Origin of the sequence: Pedobacter frigiditerrae (assembly GCF_004331645.1) — a bacterium.
GTDB lineage: Bacteria > Bacteroidota > Bacteroidia > Sphingobacteriales > Sphingobacteriaceae > Pedobacter > Pedobacter frigiditerrae.
Map to the genome: position 1 here is coordinate 259550 of NZ_SJSK01000002.1, position 24399 is coordinate 283948.

Annotated in this window: 20 protein-coding genes and 1 pseudogene; 3 read left to right on the plus strand and 18 right to left on the minus strand. The window is 39.5% G+C overall.

Features of this window, described 5'->3' with window-relative positions; genetic code table 11:
- Positions 1-62: 62 nt before the first annotated feature.
- Positions 63-1697: an ABC-F family ATP-binding cassette domain-containing protein gene (locus EZ428_RS08170; protein WP_131552665.1), complete on the minus strand. Its 1635-nt coding sequence runs from the start codon at positions 1695-1697 to the stop codon at positions 63-65.
- A 204-nt stretch (positions 1698-1901) separates the two neighbouring features.
- Here EZ428_RS08170 and EZ428_RS08175 point away from each other — a divergent pair, with 204 nt between their 5' ends.
- Complete coding sequence (locus EZ428_RS08175) at positions 1902-2789, plus strand: helix-turn-helix domain-containing protein (protein ID WP_131552666.1); 888 nt, start codon at positions 1902-1904, stop codon at positions 2787-2789.
- Between the two features lie 228 nt (positions 2790-3017).
- Here EZ428_RS08175 and EZ428_RS08180 read toward each other — a convergent pair whose 3' ends face one another.
- From EZ428_RS08180 to EZ428_RS08235, 12 genes are all read right to left on the minus strand, one after another.
- Positions 3018-4673, minus strand: a complete 1656-nt coding sequence (locus EZ428_RS08180) for an alpha-L-fucosidase (RefSeq protein WP_131552667.1) — start codon at positions 4671-4673, stop codon at positions 3018-3020.
- 385 nt (positions 4674-5058) lie between these two features.
- A complete protein-coding gene (locus EZ428_RS08185; RefSeq protein ID WP_131552668.1) occupies positions 5059-6807 on the minus strand; it encodes a HAMP domain-containing sensor histidine kinase in 1749 nt (582 codons plus the stop codon).
- A gap of 121 nt (positions 6808-6928) precedes the next feature.
- Entirely contained in the window at positions 6929-8056 is a 1128-nt protein-coding gene (locus EZ428_RS08190) for a sensor protein KdpD (protein ID WP_131552669.1), read from the minus strand.
- Between the two features lie 11 nt (positions 8057-8067).
- On the minus strand, positions 8068-8298 hold the full coding sequence (locus tag EZ428_RS08195) for a hypothetical protein (RefSeq protein ID WP_131552670.1): 231 nt from the start codon (positions 8296-8298) through the stop codon (positions 8068-8070).
- A gap of 32 nt (positions 8299-8330) precedes the next feature.
- Positions 8331-9401 (minus strand): porin, encoded by a 1071-nt coding sequence (locus EZ428_RS08200; protein ID WP_131552671.1) that lies wholly within the window; start codon positions 9399-9401, stop codon positions 8331-8333.
- Between the two features lie 121 nt (positions 9402-9522).
- A complete protein-coding gene (locus EZ428_RS08205; protein WP_131552672.1) occupies positions 9523-10086 on the minus strand; it encodes a K(+)-transporting ATPase subunit C in 564 nt (187 codons plus the stop codon).
- A gap of 18 nt (positions 10087-10104) precedes the next feature.
- A complete protein-coding gene (gene kdpB / locus EZ428_RS08210; RefSeq protein WP_131552673.1) occupies positions 10105-12135 on the minus strand; it encodes a potassium-transporting ATPase subunit KdpB in 2031 nt (676 codons plus the stop codon).
- 8 nt (positions 12136-12143) lie between these two features.
- Positions 12144-13862, minus strand: coding sequence for a potassium-transporting ATPase subunit KdpA (gene kdpA / locus EZ428_RS08215; RefSeq protein ID WP_131552674.1), 1719 nt, complete (start codon positions 13860-13862; stop codon positions 12144-12146).
- Between the two features lie 34 nt (positions 13863-13896).
- Positions 13897-13974: a K(+)-transporting ATPase subunit F gene (gene kdpF, locus EZ428_RS24355; protein ID WP_131553369.1), complete on the minus strand. Its 78-nt coding sequence runs from the start codon at positions 13972-13974 to the stop codon at positions 13897-13899.
- A 261-nt stretch (positions 13975-14235) separates the two neighbouring features.
- Positions 14236-15570, minus strand: coding sequence for a sigma-54-dependent transcriptional regulator (locus tag EZ428_RS08225; RefSeq protein WP_131552675.1), 1335 nt, complete (start codon positions 15568-15570; stop codon positions 14236-14238).
- 32 nt (positions 15571-15602) lie between these two features.
- Positions 15603-16775: a M20/M25/M40 family metallo-hydrolase gene (locus EZ428_RS08230; RefSeq protein WP_225871023.1), complete on the minus strand. Its 1173-nt coding sequence runs from the start codon at positions 16773-16775 to the stop codon at positions 15603-15605.
- A complete protein-coding gene (locus EZ428_RS08235; protein WP_131552676.1) occupies positions 16765-17370 on the minus strand; it encodes a GNAT family N-acetyltransferase in 606 nt (201 codons plus the stop codon). Before EZ428_RS08235 ends, EZ428_RS08230 begins: the two co-directional genes overlap by 11 nt.
- A gap of 298 nt (positions 17371-17668) precedes the next feature.
- Between EZ428_RS08235 and EZ428_RS08240 the strand changes: the two genes are divergently transcribed.
- Positions 17669-19045 (plus strand): aspartate kinase, encoded by a 1377-nt coding sequence (locus tag EZ428_RS08240; protein WP_131552677.1) that lies wholly within the window; start codon positions 17669-17671, stop codon positions 19043-19045.
- 58 nt (positions 19046-19103) lie between these two features.
- Here EZ428_RS08240 and EZ428_RS08245 read toward each other — a convergent pair whose 3' ends face one another.
- From EZ428_RS08245 to EZ428_RS23970, 4 genes and pseudogenes are all read right to left on the minus strand, one after another.
- A complete protein-coding gene (locus tag EZ428_RS08245; protein WP_131552678.1) occupies positions 19104-20006 on the minus strand; it encodes a prohibitin family protein in 903 nt (300 codons plus the stop codon).
- A 354-nt stretch (positions 20007-20360) separates the two neighbouring features.
- Entirely contained in the window at positions 20361-20729 is a 369-nt protein-coding gene (locus tag EZ428_RS08250; RefSeq protein ID WP_131552679.1) for a response regulator, read from the minus strand.
- 400 nt (positions 20730-21129) lie between these two features.
- Positions 21130-21459 (minus strand): annotated as a pseudogene (locus EZ428_RS08255) (OmpA family protein); the annotation flags it as partial.
- Positions 21402-21680, minus strand: coding sequence for a hypothetical protein (locus EZ428_RS23970; protein ID WP_165501736.1), 279 nt, complete (start codon positions 21678-21680; stop codon positions 21402-21404). The gene EZ428_RS23970 and the pseudogene EZ428_RS08255, both read right to left, overlap by 58 nt.
- A 945-nt stretch (positions 21681-22625) precedes the next feature.
- On the opposite strand from EZ428_RS23970, the gene EZ428_RS08260 reads away from it, so the two are divergent.
- Positions 22626-22817: a hypothetical protein gene (locus EZ428_RS08260; RefSeq protein WP_131552680.1), complete on the plus strand. Its 192-nt coding sequence runs from the start codon at positions 22626-22628 to the stop codon at positions 22815-22817.
- 51 nt (positions 22818-22868) lie between these two features.
- On the opposite strand, the gene EZ428_RS08265 is transcribed toward EZ428_RS08260, so the two are convergent.
- Positions 22869-24389, minus strand: coding sequence for an alpha-L-fucosidase (locus EZ428_RS08265; RefSeq protein ID WP_205945649.1), 1521 nt, complete (start codon positions 24387-24389; stop codon positions 22869-22871).
- Positions 24390-24399 lie beyond the last annotated feature (10 nt).

The following is a 24399-nucleotide window of genomic DNA, read 5'->3' on the forward strand; positions in this document are numbered from 1 at the left end:
CTTGACACATAAAAAAGGCCAAAACCTTAACGATTTTGACCCTTTATAATAAGGAAACTCGCTTAGTTTTGCTCAATTTCCTTCAAACTATTCATTTTCTTGTAAGCTAAAAATCCTTTGATGTCTTCAAAGTGCTCACGAACACGTTTATTACCAAACTCAAATACTTTTGTTGCCAGTCCATCCAAAAAATCACGATCGTGAGATACTAATACCAAAGTGCCATCAAAATCTTTTAAGGCATCTTTAATGATGTCTTTCGTTTTCATGTCCAAATGATTAGTTGGCTCATCCAAGATCAATACATTTACAGGTTCTAACAGCAACTTGATCATGGCTAACCTAGTTTTCTCACCACCTGAAAGTACCTTCACTTTTTTTGTGGTATCATCGCCACTAAACATAAAAGCACCCAAAAGGTCTTTGATTTTTATAGAACCGTCGCTCAATGGAATCTGATCAATAGTTTCGAATACCGTTAAGTTCTCATCAAGCAATGCTGCTTGATTTTGAGCAAAATATCCAATCTTGGCATTATGCCCTACTTTTAAACTTCCTTCGAAATCAATCTCGCCCATGATGGCTTTAATCATGGTCGACTTACCTTCACCGTTCTTACCCACAAAAGCAATCTTTTCTCCACGCTCAATTACCATTGATGCTTTTGCGAATACAGTATGTTCGCCATAAGTTTTGGTTAGTTCTTCTACTATTACTGGATATTGCCCAGAACGTGGTGAAGGAGGAAACTTCAATCGCAATGCCGAAGTATCTACTTCATCAATCTCAATCACTTCCAATTTCTCAAGCATTTTTACACGAGATTGTACTTGCAAGGTTTTAGAATAAGTACCTCTAAATCGGTCTATAAATTCTTGGTTATCCGCAATAAATCGTTGTTGTTCTTCGTAAGCTTTCAATTGATGAACGCGACGATCGGCTCGTAACTGCAAATAATGACTGTACTTAGCTTTGTAGTCGTATATCCTGCCCATTGTCACCTCAATTGTACGATTGGTAATGTTATCTACAAAGGCACGATCATGTGAGATGACCATCACTGCATTTGCAGAATTCATCAAGAAATCTTCTAACCATTGGATACTTTCGATGTCCATGTGGTTGGTAGGCTCATCTAATAAAATCAGATCTGGTTTCTTTAATAGAATTTTAGCCAGTTCGATACGCATGCGCCATCCACCCGAAAACTCTGAAGTTTGTCTAGTAAAGTCTTTACGCTCAAAACCCAATCCCTTTAGCACTTTCTCTACTTCTGCATCATAATTAGTCTCCTCAATCGAATAGAACTTTTCGCTCAATTCTGATACACGTTCAATGAGCTTCATGTAGTCGTCACTTTCGTAATCGGTACGAATGGTTAACTGCTCATTCAGTTCATCAAGCTCTTTTTGCATTTGGTTTACCTCTTCAAAAGCCTTCATCGTTTCCTCAAAAACGGTAACCTTATCTTTTGTCAGCAAATGCTGAGGTAAATAGGCAATTACAGCTTCCTTTGGGCCAGTTACGTTACCAGAAGTAGGTTTAGTTGCACCTGCAATAATTTTTAGAATGGTAGACTTGCCCGCACCATTTTTACCCATCAATGCTATTTTATCATTCTGGTTAATAGAAAAAGTAACGTCGCTGAAAAGGGTTGTTCCGCCAAATGAAACGGAAATATTATTTACATTAATCAAGATTGTGATATTTAATTGGCCGCAAAGATAAAGGAATTGGGTAACTGAACTAACACGTTTTTATAAAAATAACAAAGAAAAATTGCAATTCACTCCACAAAAAAACAGTAACTAATGCATCAATTAAAGTCAATTTATTCTGTTAGGATTTGAAGTTAAGAAAGAGGTAAATCAACTATCTTTACATTAATCGATTTTTTGTAAATGAACAAACGAATACTTAGCCGATGGTTTTCCCTTCTCAACGTAGACTATGTTAAACTCGGCACTAAATGGAATTATGCTTGCGTAATTAGCCCCTATTATAGGCTTTATTATATCGATGATGGTAACGGAACAATATCTGGAAGTAACACAACCCTAACACTTCAAAAAGGGTATATCTATCTTATCCCCAGCTTCACACTTTGTAATTTAAAATGTGAAAATACTCTAGGGCAGTATTTTATACAATTTTTCGAAGAGTCTGCAGATGGCATTTCCTTATTTCAAAACAATAGGGAACCAATGAAAATTCTAGCATCTGAATTAGATATTGCTATCTTCAAGCGCCTACTGAAGGTAAATCCGGGAAGAGGTATTAATCGATCCGACAACCCAGAAATATACGAAAAAAACATTTACTATAAGGAATATCAGGAGCTTAATAACAGGCAAAGTGTTGCAACGCAGATGGAAACTCAAGGTATAATCCAGCAATTACTTTCTCGTTTCCTAAACTCAAGTACGTTCAAGAAAAAAGAACATGAGCCTATACCTTCAACTGTTTTAAATGCCGTTAGTTATATACAGATCAATTTAAAGAACCAACTCAGAGTTATCGATCTTGCTAAAAGGGCAAACCAGCACCCTGATTATTTTTCTCGTCTTTTTCTCAAACACATGGGCACAAGGCCAATTACATATATTAATGAAAAAAGAATAGAAAGGGCACAATACCTAATCATCACCACACATATATCTTTAGATCAAGTCGCTGTTGAAGTAGGATATGATACCACACCTTACTTTTCTAAGATATTTAAAAAAATTACTGGCCTAACCCCTGGAAAATATACAGTCCAGAACAAAAGTTATTCAGACTTAGGGTAAAGTCAATTATCATGCTATCAGTTACAATAGCAATACATCCTTGTCCAGTAGCATTCGACTGCCCACCAATCAAATAAACTTCAATTAGGTTATTTTGAACTTAACAAATTCGATGCAAGTATCATCAGCAAATAACAGGTGTAATATTCTTTTTAATCCAAAGACGCTCATAATCATCTATGGTTTCATTAGACTTTGATTTGATAAGTAAAAGAAATTAGGCTAAACTTATCCAATCTTTAAGGTGAAAGCATAGTTTAAATACGGTTTTTTCTCCTCTAAATTAACTACAAGACCAATTTCATTTTGTTCAAAAGTTAACAAACCACTACTACCAAGCAACTGTATGCTATTGATTTTTTTCTGTAGGTATTGACTACTGCTATTCATACTTTTTATAATTATTTTACCATCGGTTGGCCATCCTAAAACGGTCGCATAAACAACGTTATTCTTTGTCGTAAAACGGATATCACTAGCAGAAAAGGGCTTGCCTTTGCCTTCGTTAAAACCTTGTGCAGCTAATGGCGCAGCAGACTCCATTGCTGGCCCTTCACCAAAAACCAACCAAGGGCGTGTATCATATATTCCTTCTGAATTAACGTCCATCCAAGCACCAATTTCTTCCACTACTTTTCTTTCCTCTTCATCAATAGTACCATTTCCTTTAACCGGAATGTTGAGCAATAGATTTCCATTTTTACTCACTACGTCTACCAATGTATGTATTACTGTTTTTGCACTTTTGTATCTTTTATTTGCATACACACGTTTATCATAATGCCAATTACCTATACAAGTATCTGTTTGCCAAGAAAGTGACTCTATTGCATTACTTTGTCCTCGTTCAATATCCCAAACCATACATTTGCGCTGAAGTTGATCTAAAATCTTCCCGAAGATAACTGCTTCATTCTTGCCATTTTTTTTGATGCTCTTATTGTAAAGATGAGCAGCAATTCTTAATCCAGCATCACTTACCGGCCATAACGGGAGTGCGGTATCATCAAAGTAAACTAAATCAGGATCATAGGAATTGATAAGATCTATGGTTCTGTTGAAAAATTTTTCGCAATAAGCGGTTGTTGGTACACAAACTCCTTCAGCCCAGTCCCATTGTTTATGAATCATACGATTGTCTTCACTGTTCTCACTTAACACATGTTGCTGGGCATATAAAGCTTGGGGATCTAGGCCTTCCCACCACTTACCTTTACCATCAACCTTAGTCAATTTCCCATCATAAGGAATACCTGCCATCGTACCATTTTTATCTGAGCGTTGAGCTGTTTCCATCCAACTCCATGCATGAGCCGCATGAACACTTACACCAAATGGAAGTCCGTTATTACTCGCAGCTTTTCTCCATCCTGCAATCAAATCTTTCTTAGGACCTATTTTTGTTGAGTTCCAATTCTTTTGATATTTACTTTTGTAGAGGTCGAAATTATCATGATGGTTGGCAAGTGCCATAAAATAACGTGCACCGGCTTTTTTGTAAAGCGAAACCAATTCTTCAGGATCCCAAGATTCAGCTTTCCATTCGTTAATCACATCCTTAAACCCAAATTTTGATGGGTGACCATAAGTAGCAAGGTGATATTTATACTGTTCACTTCCTTCTTGGTACATACCACGTGCATACCAATCGCCATATTCTGGTTGACATTGGGGGCCCCAATGTGCCCATATACCAAATTTAGCATTGCGAAACCAGTCTGGAGCTTGATAAGCTGACAAGGATTTCCAGTCCGGACTAAACGGCCCAGTAATTATTTTTTCTACCTCTTCGTTCAAAATGCCATCTGCTGCTCTTAACTGTGGGGCAAGTACAATAGCTGGTAATGTGGCAGCAAGTTGTTTTAAAAGTAATCTGCGATTCATATAGGTTCTCTAGTTGAGCTCATCCCTTAATTTATATAGATGAATAGGTGAATTGATTTGTATTTGGTTTAAGAACGGAAATTTCCGATTTATTTTAACAAAAATATTCGATGCTATTCTTTTTAGCTTATATATAACGGACTTAAACCTATACAAATCCGACAATACCAGTAAAACAAAAGTAATCTGTTAACTTTGAGTAAGAGAAATACCTAATTACAAAATGCTACAAACAAAAAAGCAATCTTTTCAGACTGCTTTTAAAACTAGGGGGCTGAAGCAGCAACACACAACATCTTACAAGTCAATAATAAAGAGCAAAAAAGAATAAAAAAGCAGAAAACCTCATCATTTCAGCACATTAAAAATAAGAATTCTAACAATCTTAAGCTCTTGGTAAGATAAAACAGAACCTACTACCTTCCCCTATTGCACTCTCTACCCATATCATTCCACTTTCTGCCTCGATGAAATCTTTGGAAATGGCCAATCCCAATCCTGATCCTGATTTGTTCTGCCCATCGGTTGGTACTTGAAAATAACGATCAAATAATCTTTTCTGATATTTTTCCTCGATCCCTTTTCCAAAATCCTTTACTGAAAATTCAATTTGTCCATTTTTCTCTATAACCTGGATAATAATCTTAGCTTTTTCTGCACTATAGCGCAGTGCATTGGAAAGAAAATTGACCAGCACCCAAGCTGTTTTTTGAATATCAACATTAACTTCAGGCAGTTGTTCATTACAGTTCAATTCCAATTGGATAGATTTCTGCTCTGCCTGAAATTTTACGGCATCAATAGCAAAGCGTACAATTTCAATAGGCCTTGCCAATACAAAGCTTAACTTTAGGTTACCGCTTTCTACCTGTGAAAGATCTAATAGCTCGCTCGTGATTTTCAACAACCTATCGCTATCCTCTTGGATATGTTGTAATAGTTCATGCTGTTCTTTGTTCATTTCGCCAACACGTTTATCTCCCAATAATTTTAAGCTCATCTTTATAGATGACAATGGGGTTTTAAGTTCATGGGAAACTGTAGCTATAAAATTTGTCTTGGCCTGATCGAGTTCTTTGAACTTGGTTACATTCTTGAGTACATAAACATTACCTGCCGACCTGCTCGAAGCAGAAAGGGGCTGGTTGTCATCGGTTTCGATGTTAGGCACAACGATTTCCCTGCTTTCCAGTTGGAAAAAGGATTCACGTTCATCGGCATAGATCTTCAGCGTTCTGTTATCGTCCTGCGGCTGAATTATATTCTTCAACAGTTCATTTCTTTGCATCAGCTCGCCAACATTCTGGCCAATAGTGGTCTGTTCATCAACGCCGATAAGCTTAGCGGCTAGTTGATTAAGAAACAAGACTTCACCTTTTTCATTCACTCCAATAATGGCATCTTGCATCTGGGCAATGATAGCCTCGATCCTTGACTTCTCGCTTTTGAGCTTGGAAAGATTACTATTTTCCCATTCGTGAAGCTTTTTTGCCATCGAATTAAATGAGCTTGCAAGTTCTGTGAATTCATCATTATTGTTAAAATGTAACCGTTGCAAGTAGTTTCCATTTCCCACTTGTTTAATGGCCTGGCTAAATTCTGCTAATGGATTAGCAACAAATCCCGGAAAGTTTACAACAAAAGTAAACAGTACAATGAAACAAAATGATGCTGCTATGGCAATAAACATCTCGGCTCTAGCGTAAGCATTGTTGGCTTCATCATTTTTGTTTTTGATGGCCTGCATGTTAACAAATTCTATTTGAGCGAGTGCAGAACGGATCTCCTTTTCCGCAAGTCTGCGTTCCCCATCTACAACCGCAGACAAAAGGCCACTATAAGCCGTAGCTAGTTTATTAACTGCAAGTTTTTCTCCAGGTTCAGTAATATTCTTTTTTTCAAGTTCTAGATTCTGCTCAAAATGCTGTTTAGCAGTTCTTGTTAATGGATAAACTCCATCATCTATTACACTACGCATCTGAGCTACGTAGCCTATTGTTTTGTAGTTGTCCTTCAGGATCAGCTTTGCTTTTGAAGAAATTTGATTCAGAAAGAAAAGGGCGATTAGCCCAAATCCAAGTACGATGACAAACAGAAATCCGAATCCTGCACGCAGTTTGGTCTTGATTTTCATAGTTTTTTATTTATTGTCAATGGTAATGAAGCGATCATGATTTTTTCTTTTGAATTTGATAAATTATGATGGTATCATCTTTAATATTTTAGGTAGTGAAATTAGTATTTGATGCATTAATTTAAGACAAAATGACCATATCAATTTCCTTGGCCGCCAAGTTCCGCAGCAACTGGTTAAAGATTGCCGTTCGCAAGATGACCTGGAAAATATTCAGATGTGGTTTTCCAATACAGATAGTGGTAATCTCCCGTTCGGCTGCCATATCCATAATTGCCTGAGTAATGTTGTTGCTCTTCACTTTTACCACCTCTGCCCCAAGTTCTGTTGCCAACTTGAAGTGGTTAATCAGGTGGCGTTGTTTGTCGAGCTTAATCTTATCTAAACTCTCGCTGTCGCTCTGTACATACAGCACAATCCACGGCGAATGGTAATAAGAGGCTAACCTTGCGGTCTTTCTAATCACGATTCCGGCGGTGTCGGCGTTTGATGAAATACAGGCCAAGAACTTTTCAGGTCTGAGCTTGATAGATTTTGGAATTTCGATATGGATCTTGCGTTCCACCTGATGAACAACTTCCTTTAAAGCAAGTTCGCGAAGCTGCAAGATCTTATCAGATTGGAAAAAATTTGCCAATGCCTTTTCTATCTTACTCTCATCATAGATTTTCCCTTCCTTTAGCCTTGTCACCAATTCATCGGCTGTAAGATCTATATTTACAATCTCATCCGCTATTTCTAAAATCTTGTCTGGTATGCGTTCGGTAATGGTAATCCCAGTAATCTGCTGCACATCTTCATTAATACTTTCCAAATGCTGAATATTCACCGCTGAGACCACACTAATGCCAGCTTCAAGTATATCATAAACATCCTGCCAACGCTTGGCATTCTTACTGCCTTCGGCATTGGTATGGGCAAGCTCATCTACTATAACTATTTCGGGATGGCGGTTGATGATTGCTTGCACATCCATTTCTTCTAGTGACTTTCCGCGATAGAAGATACTTTTCCTTGCCACTATTGGAAGACCCACAACAAGCGCCTCGGTCTCTACTCTTTTGTGTGTCTCCACATAACCGATGCAGACATCTATCCCATTGCGTAAAAGTGCTTGAGCTTCTTGAAGCATCCGGTAGGTTTTGCCCACACCAGGACTCATACCGATATAGATCTTCAGCTTGCCCCGTCTAGACTTTTTAACAAGGTCAAGAAACCTACGTACCGATTCTTCTTTGTTCTCTTCCATGATAGATTAATTTACCATTTGAGTATCACTGTCCCGTTATTAACCAACATTCCAACACCCAAGATCAGTGCTGCTAAAATAACCAATAACACAATGGTCCTTGCTTTTTTATTCTCTTTTTTAATAGGTATCATCATTAAGGATATTAAACCTTTTTTCTTTTCTTCATCAGCAAAATGCCAATAAGCACTAACAAAACGCTGATCAGGATTTCCAAAACTAATTGCATATCGCAAAAGCATTCCCTTTTAAAAGGGAACGCTTTATTAATTATTTAGAACGACACCGCAATACTTGCAGTAATTGTTGCATTGTGATTAACCAAACCTAGGTCTCTTGTAAACACCTTATCCTTGCTATCATATACTTTTCCCTCCAATCTAACCACCGCATTGCTTATCGGCGCATAATCTAGGTTCATAGAGTATCCCATCGTTTTAAAACCGTTTGGCGTTCCTGTAGCGATAAAGACACCATCCTTATCCTTGTAATATTCTGCCCTTGCAGCAACAGTGAATTTCGGATCGAACTTATATTGCGCAATCAGCACGGGAGAAATGATCTCGCTTTTTGCCGACTGTCCCTTTACTTTCTGTTGGGTGGCATAGTCAAATCCAGCGGTTATCCCAAACTCATCCGTTACCTGAGCAATCGCATAAAAGTTGTGATATAATCTGGTTACAGCTACTGCATTTATCCCTTCTTTTCCTAGATAATTGCTATAGTTTAATGTTAATTTTCCAGTTGGTTTGTAGGTCAACTGAACTCCTCCCGCTGGCTTGCTGTTGCCATCAACACGGTTGATACGCTGCCATCCATTAAGGTAGAACAGCGCGGCTGTAAACTGTCCTTCTGGAGAACCATAGGTAACCTTAGCTCCTGATTCATAATACGGCGTATTTTCCGATGATATGTTCCTAGTTAGTACCCAGCAATCTTTTGAGATTGCACTTTCAAATCCGATATGTGAAGAAAAGATACCCGCATCCACCCAGATGTTCTGTGTTTCGCTCAGCTTGATTCCGGCATTTGCCTCAAAGATATTTTTAAGCACACCAGGTTCTGCTGCAAGGTTGGCATTGGTATAGGTACCAGCCATCAATGCTACATTTGCCCTGATTTTCCCACTATCATAGGCTGCCTTGATAAATCCAAGGTTTAGGTTTACTTCATTATGTCTGTTATGAGAATAAACAAACCCAGGTCTATTGTTATTCACCGGCTCATTGAAATCATAGCCGTAATAGGTTTCAAGGTAGCCTGTAACTTTGATTTTTGGTATTTCTTGGGCATAGGAATAAATGGATGTGGCTAAAGCCATTGCGCTAAATAGTATTCTTTTCATATTGGTGTTCATTACTTGTATGTATATTTATTTTGATATTAAATCCTTTTCGGCGGGCCTACCAATAATCTTGTTTTGGCAAACGCTCTGACAAATGGCAAGCCCTCCGAATGGATAAGTGTTATTTAAGTTCGTCTAGTGCAATATTCAATTTGAGGACGTTTATCGAGCTTGGTCCGAACAACCCTAAAAAGGGACCGTCAGTGTGTTTAACCACTAATTCGGTAATTTTACGCTCATCTATTTTACGAATGGCTGCAATCCTTTTAATCTGGATAATGGCACCCTGCTCAGAGATGTTCGGATCAAGACCACTTCCCGAAGCAGTTACCATATCTGCTGGGATGTCGGCTTTCTTAATGGTCGGATTATACTTCAATAAGGTATCGATGCGGTCGGAAACCGATTTCAGGTAGTCCTCATTTGAGGGTCCTTTATTCGAACCTGCTGAACCTGCTGCATTGTAGCCAACTGCCGATGGACGACCCCAGAAATATTCCGGACTGGTAAACGACTGGCCAAGCAGCGCATATCCCACTACCTTTCCGTTTTTGGTGATCTTTTCACCATCACCGTTTCCTTTAGAGAATTTTCCGGCCAAGGCAATGCTTAGTGGGTATAATATGCATAACAGTACGATGAGTACGAGTGTTAAGCGAATGGATTGAATGATATATTTTTTCATTTTCTTTAATTTTAGGACCTAAACAAAAAGGCCGACTAATAAATCAATTAATTTGATACCGATAAATGGAGCCACCACGCCACCTATACCATAGATGAAAAGGTTTCTTCTGAGCAGTGCCGTAGCACCTATCGGTTTATAGGCAACACCTTTCAGTGCCAATGGGATCAAAATCGGAATGATGATCGCATTGAAAATCACTGCAGACATGATAGCACTCTCTGGACTGTGAAGCCCCATGATGTTCAAGCTTTGTAAAGCAGGGATAGATGCTATAAACAATGCTGGTACGATTGCAAAATATTTGGCCACATCATTGGCAATTGAAAAAGTCGTTAATGTACCACGAGTGATGAGTAACTGTTTTCCAATCTCAACAATCTCAATCAGTTTGGTAGGATCATTATCAAGATCTACCATGTTACCAGCCTCTTTTGCGGCTTGTGTTCCACTGTTCATGGCCACGCCAACATCAGCTTGCGCTAGTGCAGGAGCATCATTTGTTCCGTCGCCCATCATCGCTACCAATTTACCAAGTGCTTGCTCATCTTTAATGTAGTTCATCTTGTCTTCTGGTTTTGCTTCTGCAATGAAATCATCAACACCAGCTTTTTCAGCAATGTATTTAGCGGTTAGTGGATTATCTCCAGTTACCATCACTGTTTTTACACCCATTTTACGCAAGCGTTCAAAACGTTCGCTGATGCCAGGTTTAATGATATCCTGTAGCTCGATTACACCTAAGGCTTGCTCATTCTCACATACAACCAGCGGAGTTCCGCCATTCGAAGAGATTTTTTTCACCTCATCCTCAATATCCATAGGAAAGCTGTTTCCTGCTTGCAATACAATATTTCTAATCGAATCAAAAGCCCCCTTGCGAATTCTTCTACCATCTGGCGTATTTATTCCACTCGAACGAGTCTCAGCTGTAAACTTGATAAATTCTGCTCCAGAAGGTGCGGTTTCCAAAAAAATATGACCATCGCCTTTAGCTAGTTCGATAATTGATTTTCCCTCTGGTGTTTCATCAGATAGCGAGCTTAATACGCAGGCATCAGTAAACTTTTTAATAATTACTCCAGCTGTTGGATAAAAATTGGTGGCCTTACGGTTACCAATGGTAATCGTACCAGTTTTATCCAATAACAATACATCAATATCGCCAGCTGTTTCAACCGCTTTACCAGATTTGGTAATTACGTTAGCTCTTAACGCCCTATCCATTCCTGCAATACCGATAGCCGATAAAAGACCACCAATTGTGGTTGGGATTAGGCAAACAAAAAGAGAGATCAATGCAGCTATGGTAATCGGCGTATTTGCATAGTCAGCAAATGGTTTAAGCGTTACACACACAATGATAAACACCAAGGTAAAGCTAGCAAGCAAAATAGTCAATGCAATTTCATTAGGTGTTTTCTGACGTGAGGCACCTTCTACAAGGGCAATCATCTTATCAAGGAAACTTTCACCCGGCTCAGTGCTTACTTTTACTTTGATCTGGTCTGAAAGTACCTTTGTACCACCAGTTACCGAAGATTTATCACCTCCAGACTCCCTGATTACTGGAGCTGATTCACCAGTAATTGCTGATTCGTCGATGGTGGCAATCCCTTCGATGATCTCTCCATCTGTGGGAATGGTATCACCGGTTTCGCATAAAAAAACATCTCCTTTTTTCAGTGAACTAGAAGAACGTACTTCTGTTTTTCCATTTTCTAATATCACTTTGGCAGGAGTTTCCTCACGGGTCTTGCGCAAGCTGTCTGCCTGTGCCTTTCCCCTTGCCTCGGCAATTGCCTCTGCGAAATTGGCAAACAGTACGGTCAATAGCAGTACCAGAAAGATAAAGAAGTTATATAGAGGTGAGCCTTGTCCTTGGTTACCGATTGAATAAACAGTAACATAGGCCATTATCAAAGTTCCAATCTCCACGGTAAACATTACCGGGTTCTTGATCATTACTCGTGGGTCGAGTTTGATAAAGGATTGTTTCAGCGCAGTCTGCACCAAAGCAGGTTCGAATAATTTATTATTGGGTTTCATTATCGTTATTATTTAAGCATGGTAAAATATTCTGCGAGCGGGCCTAGGGCCAGTGCAGGGAAATAAGATAGGGCGTTCAGCACCAAGATCACCGCAAAGGTCATCAAGGCAAAAGTCTTGGTATCTGTCTTTAGCGTACCAGCAGATTCCGGAATGAACTTTTTAGAAGCAAGCAGGCCTGCAATCGCAATCGGACCAATGATTGGAAGAAAACGGCCAAGAAAAATCAAGATACCCGTTGATAGATTCCAGAAAATATTGTTATCCCCAAGACCTTCAAATCCAGAGCCATTGTTCGCATTTGACGAGGTCATTTCATAGAGCATCTCGGAAAAACCGTGGAAACCAGGGTTGTTTAACCAAGCCTTAGGCTGAACTGCCCAGGCCGCATCCCCATAGTTGGTGAAAATGTAACTCGAAATCGCAGTTCCCACCAAGATCAGAAACGGACTCAGCAAGGTGATGATTGCGGCAATCTTGATCTCTCTAGCTTCGACCTTATGGCCCAGAAACTCAGGAGTCCTTCCCACCATTAGCCCTGAAATGAATACAGCGATGATCAGGTATATAAAATAATTGAGCAGTCCAACTCCACAACCGCCATAGAATGCATTGATCATCATTCCCAACAACTGCCATGTGCCCGACATGGGCATGGTACTGTCGTGCATGCTGTTTACTGAACCGGTAGATATGATGGTCGTAACCGTAGACCAGTAGGCAGAGGCTGCAGGTCCGAAACGAACCTCCTTCCCTTCCATAGCACCGGTAGTCTGGGCAATACCCATTTTGGCCAGTGCAGGATTACCACCGAGTTCGGAACTCAGCATCGGGATCAGCAATAAGAAAAGTCCAATAGTCATCACCCCAAAGATTGTCCAGCCCAGTTTTCTTCTGCGGATGAAATACCCGAATGCAATTACCATGGCCATGGGGATGATTACCTGAGCAACAAGCTCAACAACATTCGTAAAGTAGCTCGGATTTTCAAAAGGATGTGCAGAGTTAGCACCGAAATAGCCACCACCATTTGTGCCCAGATGTTTAATCGCAATCAGCTGTGCGGCAGGACCGCGTGAAACATTTACCGTATCGCCTTGCATCGAAATGAACTGGTCCTTGCCCTCATAACTTGCTGGGGTACCATTAAAGGTCAATATTAGTGCTACAACAATCGATAGTGGCAATAACAAACGGGTAATCGACCTAACAAAAAACTCCCAGAAATTTCCTAGTGCTGTTGTGGTCTTGTCCCTAAACGCCTTAAATAATACAACCGCAGCTGCAATTCCTGTAGCTGCACTTACAAACTGAAGGAACATCAGCACAAATTGTTGTGTAAGGTAGCTTACACCGCTTTCGCCAGAATAATGTTGAAGATTACAGTTAGCCACAAAGCTTATAATGGTGTTAAATGCTAAATCAGGAGTCATGCCTGGGTTACCATCGGGATTGAAAGGCAATTTATCCTGAAAGATCAGTACGAAAAAGCCGTAAACTAACCATAACAAATTAATGGTCAATAGCGCTTTCAAGTGTTGCTTCCAGTTCATCTGTTCTTTGGTATTGATTCCAGAAAGCTTATAAATTCCGTTTTCGAGCGGTTTAAGGAAATCCGTCCATACCTTTTCCCCTGCAAATACCTTAGCGAGGTACTTTCCTAAAGGGACAGCAATCGCTAAGGTAATTAGGAAGGTGGCAATGATGCCAAGTAATTCTGTGTTCATTGTTTTAATTTTTAATGCTCGATGGGAGCGACAGTTAAAATTTTTCGGGTCTGATGAGTACGTAAACCATATACAGGAATACAAGTACTGAGATAATGAATAATGTGATCATGGGCTTTAGATTTTTTCGAACCAATCGATTGATTTGTACACTACCCAACAGAGCAGTAGTAAAAAGAGAAATAGGATTATCATCATAATGTGAATTGTTTTTAATCCCCAATACCAACTAATATACCAATAAAATAAATTTACAATTAACTACCTGATAAACAATTGATTAAAATAAAAAATTTAGTTAATATTTACCTACAAACAAAAAAACCCTTCCAAAATGGAAGGGTTTTTTTCATATCGAGAAGGGAGGAAAATTTTAGGAGATATGGTATTCTTCAATCTTTCTATAAAGTGTAGTTAGTCCTATCCCCAATAGCCTTGCAGTTTCAGTTTTATTGCCTCTGGTATGGTTAAGCACTCTAACAATGTGCTGTTTTTCTATAATTGCCATCTCCATTGAACCTCCAGAATCATTCACACTGTTGTTAAACTCATAGGGTAATAAATCAGCACCTATAACCTCGCCGTTGGCTAGTATTACAGCTCGCTCTATAATGTTCTTGAGTTCACGAATATTACCCTTCCAGTGGTGATTATTTAAATAATCTATAAAAGACTTGTCCATAGAAAGTTCATTTCGATTCACCTTAGCCGAAAATTCTTTCAGGTAATGTTTTGCTAACAAAACAATGTCACCTTTTCTTTGGGAAAGACTTGGAAGCAAGATTGCAAAAACCGACAAGCGATAATAAAGATCGGAACGGAAATTACCTTTGTCTGATTCTTCTTTCAGATCTCTATTTGTTGCAGCTATAATCCGAACGTTCACCTTACTGGTTTGTGTACCTCCCATTTTAATGAAAGTTTGGTTTTCTAGCACCCGAAGTAACTTCGCCTGCAAATCGATGTTCATTTCGCCAATTTCATCAAGGAATAAGGTCCCTTCATTGGCTTCCTCTAGCAGTCCCTTTTTATCCTTATTGGCACCAGTAAATGCACCTTCTTTGTAACCAAATAGTTCACTCTCTAACAACTCCGGATTAAAGCCACTACAATTTAATGCAACGAAAGGTTTATTCCGTCTCGGACTACCATAATGGATTGCCTGCGCAAAAACCTCCTTGCCCGTACCTGTTTCACCGAGCAATAATACCGTAGTATCAGTAACTGCAACCTTTTGAGCCAAGCTAATCGCTTCCTTAATTGCAGGAGAATTTCCTATTATGCTGTCGAAACTATGCTTTAAACCAACCCTTTTTTCAAGATCAAAAACCCTAACTTGCAGCTTTGCCTTTTCCAATGCCTTATGCAAAAGTGGGATAATCTTGTCGTTGTCATCACCTTTGGTAATATAATCGAAAGCACCATTGCGCATTGCGGTTACGCCATCAGCAATGGTTCCGAATGCCGTAAGATTGATTACTTCAACGTATGGCCTGATCTTTTTGATTTCTGCAACCAGTTCGATACCATTGGCATCAGGGAGCTTAACATCACTAAGCACTACCATTACCTCGTTTAGGCTCAACAGTTTTAAGCCTTCTTTTGCCGTAGCAGCTTGGAGAACCTTAAATCCTTCGAGTTCGATGATCCGAGAAAGCAAACTTCTAATCTTACTTTCATCGTCAATGATGAGTACAATGTGTTCCATAACAAATGTGATGTATTGCAGCAAATATAACGTTAGTTCTTCAAACCATCTACAATTGTAAACCTTGGAGGTATGTTACTAACCCCTATTGTGTTTAATTTTCCAACAATAGGTACCAGCGCTTGGAGCAAATTGATATAAATATCTATTCCCTCTTCAATTTCTTCGATTAGAATAAATTCATTAGCAGTATGAGATCGAGAGGAACACCCGGGCCCCATCTTTACTGATGGCATATCTAACCAACCCTGATCAGAGCTGGTTGGCGAAAGATAGGTCTTTCTACCAAGGCTTATCCCTGCTACCACAACAGGGTGCAAAAGGTCAATATTAGATGGCTGGAGCACATTTGGCCTAACCTTTAGCATAACAGAGGTATGATTAATCACCATGTTCAATATCTCCCTTTGGGTATAATTATGGTCAAAGCGAACATCCACAGTAAAACTGCAATCTCCAGGAACAATGTTGTGCTGGATTCCTGCATTAATCTGAGTTACTGTCATCTTTACAGGATCGGGAAGGTTATCTTGAATTGGGAATTTAAAGCTGGAAAACCACTCAATATCTTTCATCGCCTTATAGATTGCATTGTCGCCCTCTTCCCGAGCAGCATGCCCCGAGCGGCCCTTGGCCAAACAGTCGATCACCATCGAGCCCTTTTCGGCAATGGCCATCTGCATTTGGGTAGGCTCACCTACTATGGCAAAAGAAATGGGTGTCAGCTCAGAAAGAATACTCCTGACTCCATTCTCTCCAGAGGTCTCTTCTTCACCGGTAGCAGCTATGCAGATATTGAAGGGCAGACCTTGCTGTTCATAAAAGTAGATAAATGCGGCCATCAGCGAAACCAAAGCACCACCAGCATCGTTACTACCTAAACCGTAGAGCTTTTCCTCATCTACAATTGGCAAGAAGGGATCATTGGTATACTGGCCATTTGGCTTTACGGTATCATGGTGAGAATTGAGGAGAATGGTTGGTTTTTGAAGGTCGAAATACTTGTTGTAAGCCCATACATTATTGTGTTTTCTTAAGGTCTGTACCTTATGGCTGGAAAAAAATGATTCGATCAGATCAGCAGTAGCCAATTCTTCCCCACTAAATGAAGGGGTTGCAATCAGTTTTTCTAACAAGTGGAACGCTTGGCTATATAAGTGGTTAAGGTCTTGGTTCATCGGGATTTCAAGGTGGTCAGTTTTCATGAGAATAGGTTTGGGTCTGTAATACTTGATTTGAGTTCAAAAGTTTGTTCTGTAACTGTGCTGGATCAAAAAGCATGGCAGTGCAAAGGCAATTGCAGCAATGTTTGCGTTTCAAGATGTCATAATTGACACAACTCTTGCAGCCCTCCCAAAAATTGGGATCATGGGTAATTTGTTCGAAACCCACTGGCGAAAATCCAAGCTGTGAATTCATGCGCATGATTGCACTCCCGGAGGTAATACTAAATATCTTTGCATTAGGGAACATCCTACGTGACATACGGAAAATCCTTTGCTTGATGCTCTTGGCAACGCCAGAGTTTCGAAACTTGGGTGCAACGATTAGCCCTGAATTGGAAACAAAATTTCCATTTTCCCAAGTCTCAAAGTAGGAAAATCCAACCCATTCGTCATTAGAAGTAACAGCGATCACAGCACGGCCGCTGTTGATTTTTTCTGCAATCATTTCTGGGGAACGCTTCGCAATGCCCGATCCTCTAGCAATGGCAGATTTTTCAGTCTCTACTATTATTTCATCTGCATAACGTACGTCATCAGGCGTTGCGTTGCGCACAAAAATCATTTGGTTATTCATTTTTCTTTAGTTTTCATGCCACAGCATTTACAAAACAGGTGCCCTTCTGTAGCGCATCATCCAAAATCTATGTTTAAATAAAAAAAAGAGACAAAATAAATTTCCAGCCCACCACACTAAATTATGTGCCCTTCCATTTTGATAGGTTTATTTCCGATATGAAAGCTCAGTTGATAGGAGTAAAAGCTCACCTAAAAGAAAAATATCCTAATTAGAACTTGCAGCAATGGATTTCCTACAACGCATTGCTAAACGGCATACTTATGGCATCACCCCTCAGAAACACATAAACACAAATATGCTAACCGTAGAAAAAATAGGCGGAACCTCAATGACCGCTATGAAGGAGGTAATTGATAACATTATCTACTATAAACGAAAAGAAACTGGGCTCTATAATCGAGTATTTGTTGTTTCGGCCTTTGCCGGCGTAACCGATATGTTGCTTGAGAACAAGAGAACTGGAATTCCAGGCGTATACCATCGAATCAAAAAGCATCAGGACTTTCATGGCTTGCTTAACAACTTGCTCAAGTCCTTAAAAGAAATCAACAGAAGATATGTACCATTAGGCCTTGACTTAGAAGCAGCTAACAATTTCATTGATAGACATATAGATGAGGGAGAAAAGTACCTAGCCAACCTAGCCAATATCCTTGCTTCTGGTTATGTAAGTAGAGAAAGTATACTGCAGGCCGCAAGAGAGATCTTAGCCTCTATCGGAGAAAGTCATTCGGCATTTAACCTCAGTAAGGTACTAACTAATAAAGGCATTAGTTGCAAACTGATAGATCTTGGAGGTTTTGGAGATCATAGGGCTTTGTCAATAGACCAGCGTATCAAACATGCCTTTAAAGGAATTGATTTTGAAAACAACATCTGTATAGTTACCGGTTATGTAAAGGGAACCGAAGGAATTATGCGAGAATTTGACCGTGGCTACTCAGAGATTACGTTCAGCAAGATTGCTGAGATACTATTGCCTAAAGAAGCCATCATCCACAAGGAATACCATCTTTCTACAGCAGATCCAGTTCTGGTTGGAAAAGAAAACTGCAGCCCAGTCTGTTATACTAGCTACGATATCGCCGGACAACTGGCAGATGTCGGTATGGAAGCCATCCACCCAAGGGCGGCTAAACCACTTGAGTCAAAAGACATCCCTCTGAGGATAAAAAACACTTTTGATCCCGCCCACCCTGGAACATTGATTACTAGTGGGTACGTATGTCCCTATAAAAGGGTCGAGGTTATCACAGGCACCGATAAGATCCTAATGCTCGATATTTATGACCCGTCGATGGTTGGTAACGTTGGCAGCGATCTAGAGATCATGCAATTATTAGTTAAATACAACATTAGTTACACCTTTAAGGTCACAAGCGCCAACAGCATCTCCATCGTGATATGGGAAAAGCACTATAGCAAAAGGCTCGTCGGGGAGCTGCGCCAAAAATTCAGCCTAGTCACCATCGAAAAAGTTGCGATGGTCTGCCTGCTAGGTTCGAACATTGACCAACCAGGTTTATTGTCAAAGTGTTCAGCTACTTTAGCTGAAAAGGGTATCAACATCAAAAGTGCAGGCATAGCCCTTAGAAAGGTAAATATCCAATTCCTTATAGATCGACAACATTTTGCTACTGCCATTATCGCCCTCAACCATACAATGGATTAATTGGAAAGTGGTTAGAAAAAAAATGCAGGTGGATTAAAACCATCTGCATCTGAAGTTCTTAGTTCCCTCCAATGATCACTGGGTTTTTACCATTACCCAACATGATAATCTTAGTATTGGGTGAAAGCGCAATTTCCTTTTGTGCCTTGATGGCCTCATACTGCAATTGTTTATCGCTCAATCCAGTCGAGAGGATTTGCTGATAGTCGGCAATACCTTGAGCTTCTACCCGCTTACGTTCTGCTTCCTGTTTTTCCTTTTGGAGCACAAAAGTCATTTTTTGTGCCTCTTGTTCTGCATTGATCTTTGATTCTATGGCAGCCTTAACCGATGCTGGCAAGGTAACATTCCTGACTAGTAACTGTTCAAGTTCAAGACCACGCCCAGCAAAGCTTCGTGCAATGGTTTGATAGATTTTTTGTTGAAATTCCTCTCGTTTTAGGGAATACAAGGCAACAGCATCGTAAGAAACCGCATTGTCTCTAATGGCGGTTCTGGTAATTGGCCTTACCACCTTGTCTACATAATCTGTTCCAATAGTAGCAAGGATTTTGGGGGCAGAACTAGGTTTCACCTTAAACAATACAGAAAGATCGATGACCACTTCCAGTCCGTCGGCAGATAGTACTCTAATGGCATCGTCACCTTCTTTATTTCCTTCATTGTGCACCGCAGACATGGTATAGTTCTGGGTCCTGATATCGAACGTAGTCACATCAACCAAGGGGTTAACCACATTCAGCCCACTGTGGAGCACATCATCGTCAACCTTACCATACAATGTCTTTACACCAACATCACCGGCATCAATTACTTTGAGCATTGACGTAACTGCACCTAAAAAGATGACCACAAAACCAATAATGCGTATTGCACCTTTAAACCTTGCCAAAGGACTATTGCCGTTGACCACAAAAAAGCTTATCACAACGATAAGCATACCTAAAATAATGAGAAACATAATTTTTTAAATTTATTTGCCAGCAAGGCAACAAAGCTAATGCCCAAACGCAAAAAGGCTTAAAAAAGCCGCTTTACACTAGAGTTTAAAGATGTTTGCAAGCAGAAGTTTCTAGATGAACCCTATCATAATGGTGTGTTTTTTTTCATTTCGACAGGGTAGTACTGTTTCCAGAGGTTAATTAAACTTACCCTGCAGTAATATCAAGATCATCTTTGGTGTGAATTTAGGTTCATTACATCAGAAGCAGGAAAGTTTGTAGTAGTGCTGGCCATCTGCTATATCGAAAAATTACTTGGCTGAATCAAATGAGAATAAATCAAAAAAGGCATCTCAATTTGAAATGCCTTTTATTTATGACTCCCTTTCGCTAAAAACAAGTTGAAAAGTGCTGATGATATCAACTCGCTTAGATGACTTGGGAAGAAAGGCATCCGCCCCAATTTTAATCAGGTTCTCCACCCGCTTGTCATCCTTATCTAGGTCTGAGAATATGATTACTTTTGTATAATTAGTCGCCTTGCTCACAAAGTCTTCCAGTAATTCGGTACCAGGCATATTGATGTCTAAAATTAACAAATCAAATTCAACATCAAATACATCTTCAGCAACCTCAAACATTGTACTAGCTTCATAAACCACTGCATCCGTCCAGTGTTTGTGTATATACAATTTGAGCGCAAGCCTATAGATTTCTAAATCATCTGCTACTAAAATATTCATACTCCTCCTTTCCTTTTAAATTTCTATATGCTATATAAATTATTGCATTTCAATTTTTGGGACAGCGATGAAGAAGGCTATTAACATCCCTATTTGTTCACCTTCCTCAAACCTATCCATTTCTTGTCGCTTTAAAATTATAAAGGCCGTGATGAAGACAATCATTAACTTCCCTATTGCTCACCCCCTTCAAACACGGCCAGTCTTTTTATATCGCTTTACAAGTTATATTTTTGCCCTTCTATTCAATTACCAATACACTTTCAGGCATTCACCATACCTGTGGTCTACTTTGAACTTAACTAATCAATTATTGATTAGCAATTTATAAAGGCCGCGATGAAAAAGGTCATTAACATCCCTATTTGCCCACCCTTTTCAAACACGGCCAGTCTTTTTATTATTGTTTTACAATCTTAAATTCAGTTCTTCTATTCAATTGATGGTCTGCTTCAGAACATTTTACACCATTTGTACATTCGTTAACAGGAACGCTTTCTCCATAACCTTTTGCAGTTATCCTACTTTTATCAATTCCCCTGTCAATAATGTATTGTACTGCAGAGTTTGCCCTGCTTTGAGACAACCACTGGTTATACTGGTCATTTCCCCTACTATCCGTGTGCGAACCAAGCTCAATCCAAATTGTTGGATTTTCAATCAGAATTTTCACTAGTTTATCCAGTTCTTTAGCGGCATCTGGCCTGATGTTAGATTTGTCAAAATCATACCCGCAACTGGTGTACTTGCCGCAGCTAAGCTCCAAGTAGTGGTATTTGTTAAATTAACTCTTGGAAACAATAAACCTTTGTTTGAACTTTCCAATTCAAGTAAGGAGCCCTTATTAATTTCTGTTGGGTTATCACCAACTTTTACCTGCGCCTGTGCCAATTGGACAAAAGCCAATAACAAGATAAAGAATGAAAGTTTTTTAGTAGTAGAAGTAATCATATTTAAAGCTTTATTAGATTTAGGGCCATACTTTGCATAAAGGGCTAATTGCCCAAATAACACAGGGAGTACTTTACACGCAATAGGCAAAGGACATACCATAGCTCAAAATGGGCTTTAAATCTATATAGAGCCATAAAATTAGATTTTAAGGGAATAATGATTAGGGTGTGAATTCCACACTATGGGCAAGCGAATAGCGATTTAGCACTTTTCAGAATTCATTTTCTAAGCTAAATTATTAATTAGCAGGGCACCTGTTAAAGCAATTATTCGGGTCTCCTTCGGGAATTCATTTAGGTTTCTTCGGGAACTGTTCGGGAAGCGGTCGAGTCTGCTTCGGGAAGTGTTCGGGAAAGCTTCGGGAAACGGTCGAGAACTGGTCGGGATCATCCCGAAGCGGAGTCGAACAAAAGTAAACCACAATACGATGCAGGCATAACGCATTCTCGACCTTGTCTCGAAACGATTAGCATTAGTTTACAATGAGGGTTTAAGTGTGGAGTTGGTAGAAAGAGTTGAGGTGTGGAGTTGTTGTAATTGGTTTCCCGAGAAGTCGGGATTTCAGCGTTGAGACAATGGCGACACAAATGACTTCCTGACTTTCGGACTAACCCCCTAAACTCTAAACTTCTTCCGACCTTCTGTCACCCGTTACTTCCACTAACCTATTCAGCTTCGCCCCAGCCTTTAAAGGTCGGGCTTCGACATAAAGCTTTCAAAATTCAAATAGCCTACCTAAGCTTCATATGTGCCTTGAATAAATCAAGCTTAACATTAAGATCATTAATCGCCCAATCTAATTAGTGATGGTCAATAGGCTATAAGCAGTGTTTAAGCATAGATGAAGCACATACTAAGCACGTACATGTAAGCACCTTTGGCAAAAAAGCTGCTAAAATACCTAAGCACCTCCAAATCTGTTGCGGCATTAAAACGCTAAAAATGAAAAGAGTATGCGTCTATCCAAAGGATGTCAGTACGTTAACAGGAAAAAGCATTAGAAATGCGCAAAAGATTCTGCAAGACCTTAGGTTTTTACTTAAAAAAGAAAAGAATCAGTTCATAACCATTGCAGAGTTTGCAACCTATTCTGGCATAGAGGTGGCAATAATCGAAAAGGTTTGTGAACGTTAGTAAAAAACTATTTTAGTTAACAAACGAAACCCGCCATCATCCCGGGGTTTGTTAATGCAACTCCACTCCCTCAATTTTTAAGGTATAGGCATAATCACCAATTTTTTCATCTGGAAATGTTACCGTTAGCCCATTAACATCTTGCATAAATTTCAATTCTTTAGCATACCCCAACAAAGAAACTTTGCTAACCTTTCCTTTACTTAGTGGCAATGAACGAACAATTATAGGTGCTGTTGGCCATTTTAAGGAAATAGCATACAAATTATTGCCTTTTGTGGTAAATCTTAAAGATTCCTCGCCATATTTATCCCATGCCCTAGTTCCATAAATGCCATCGCCATTAACTTTTAGCCATTTACCAACGCCTAATAATATTTCTTTTTGCTCTTGAGGAATAGTTCCATCACTTTTAGGCGAAATATTGAGCATTAGGTTACCATTTTTACTTACATTTTCAACCAAACGTCTAATCACTGTGGCAGCATTAGTCAATTTCATTCCTTCTACATAGCCAAACTTCTCGCCTATAGGGTCATCAACTTGCCATACAAAATCCGTTAACCCTTTTGGTGCCCTTCCTTGGCGTTCAAAGTCCTTAATGCTGCCTGCTAAATAGGCATCACTTTTAGTGCTGATAGAAACTGCTTTACCCCATTTATTTGCACTATTGTAGTAGTACGCAGCAAATCTCAATTTAACAGAATCTAAACTTCTGCTATTTACACCATTATCAAACCAAAACATATCTGGTTTATATTTGTCTACCAACTCTTGGCAACGAGCTAACCATTCTTCTAAAAAAGCCTGACTTTGAGGTGCTTTATTTTGGTCTTCAATAACCTCTTCTCCATTTGTTGCTGGTTTACGAACAGGTGGAAGTTGTGGCGGCCCATAAAAATCTGCATAGGCAGGATCAAACAAATCAGACTTTGTTTTCAGTTGAGGATACATGAAATCCCAATGTTCCATTCTATGATTAGAAACCCCAAACTTTAATCCATCCTTACGTACCGCTGTAGCCAATTCGCCAATAAAATCAATCATTGGACCCATATCCTTAGCATCCCACTTGGTTAGTTTGCTATCATACATGGCAAAACCATCATGATGTTCTGCTGTTGGCACTACATATTTAGCTCCTGCTTCCTTAAAAAGATCGGCCCATTCTTGCGCATTAAACTTCTCCATCTTAAATAATGGAATTAAGTCTTTATAGCCAATTTTATCTACCGGGCCACCAAAATGCTCAACGTGCCATTTCTGCACACCTCCATTAGAATACATGTGGCGTGGGTACCATTCGCTCGCATAAGCAGCAACGGTGTAAACACCATAATGAATAAATATCCCAAACTTTCCATCCAAAAACCATTCTGGGGTTTTGTAGTTCTCTTTTACAGATTCCCAAGTTGCCTTGTATGGACCTTTGGGAATTGCCGCAGCTTTTCCATTTGGCAATTTAATGGTAACTCGTGGCGGTGTTGGATTGCCTTGTTCCTGTGCAAATGTTCGAATACCATGACAGGATAACATCAAAGCAATTAATGTTAATGTAGCTTTTCTTTTCATTTTGTGTGTG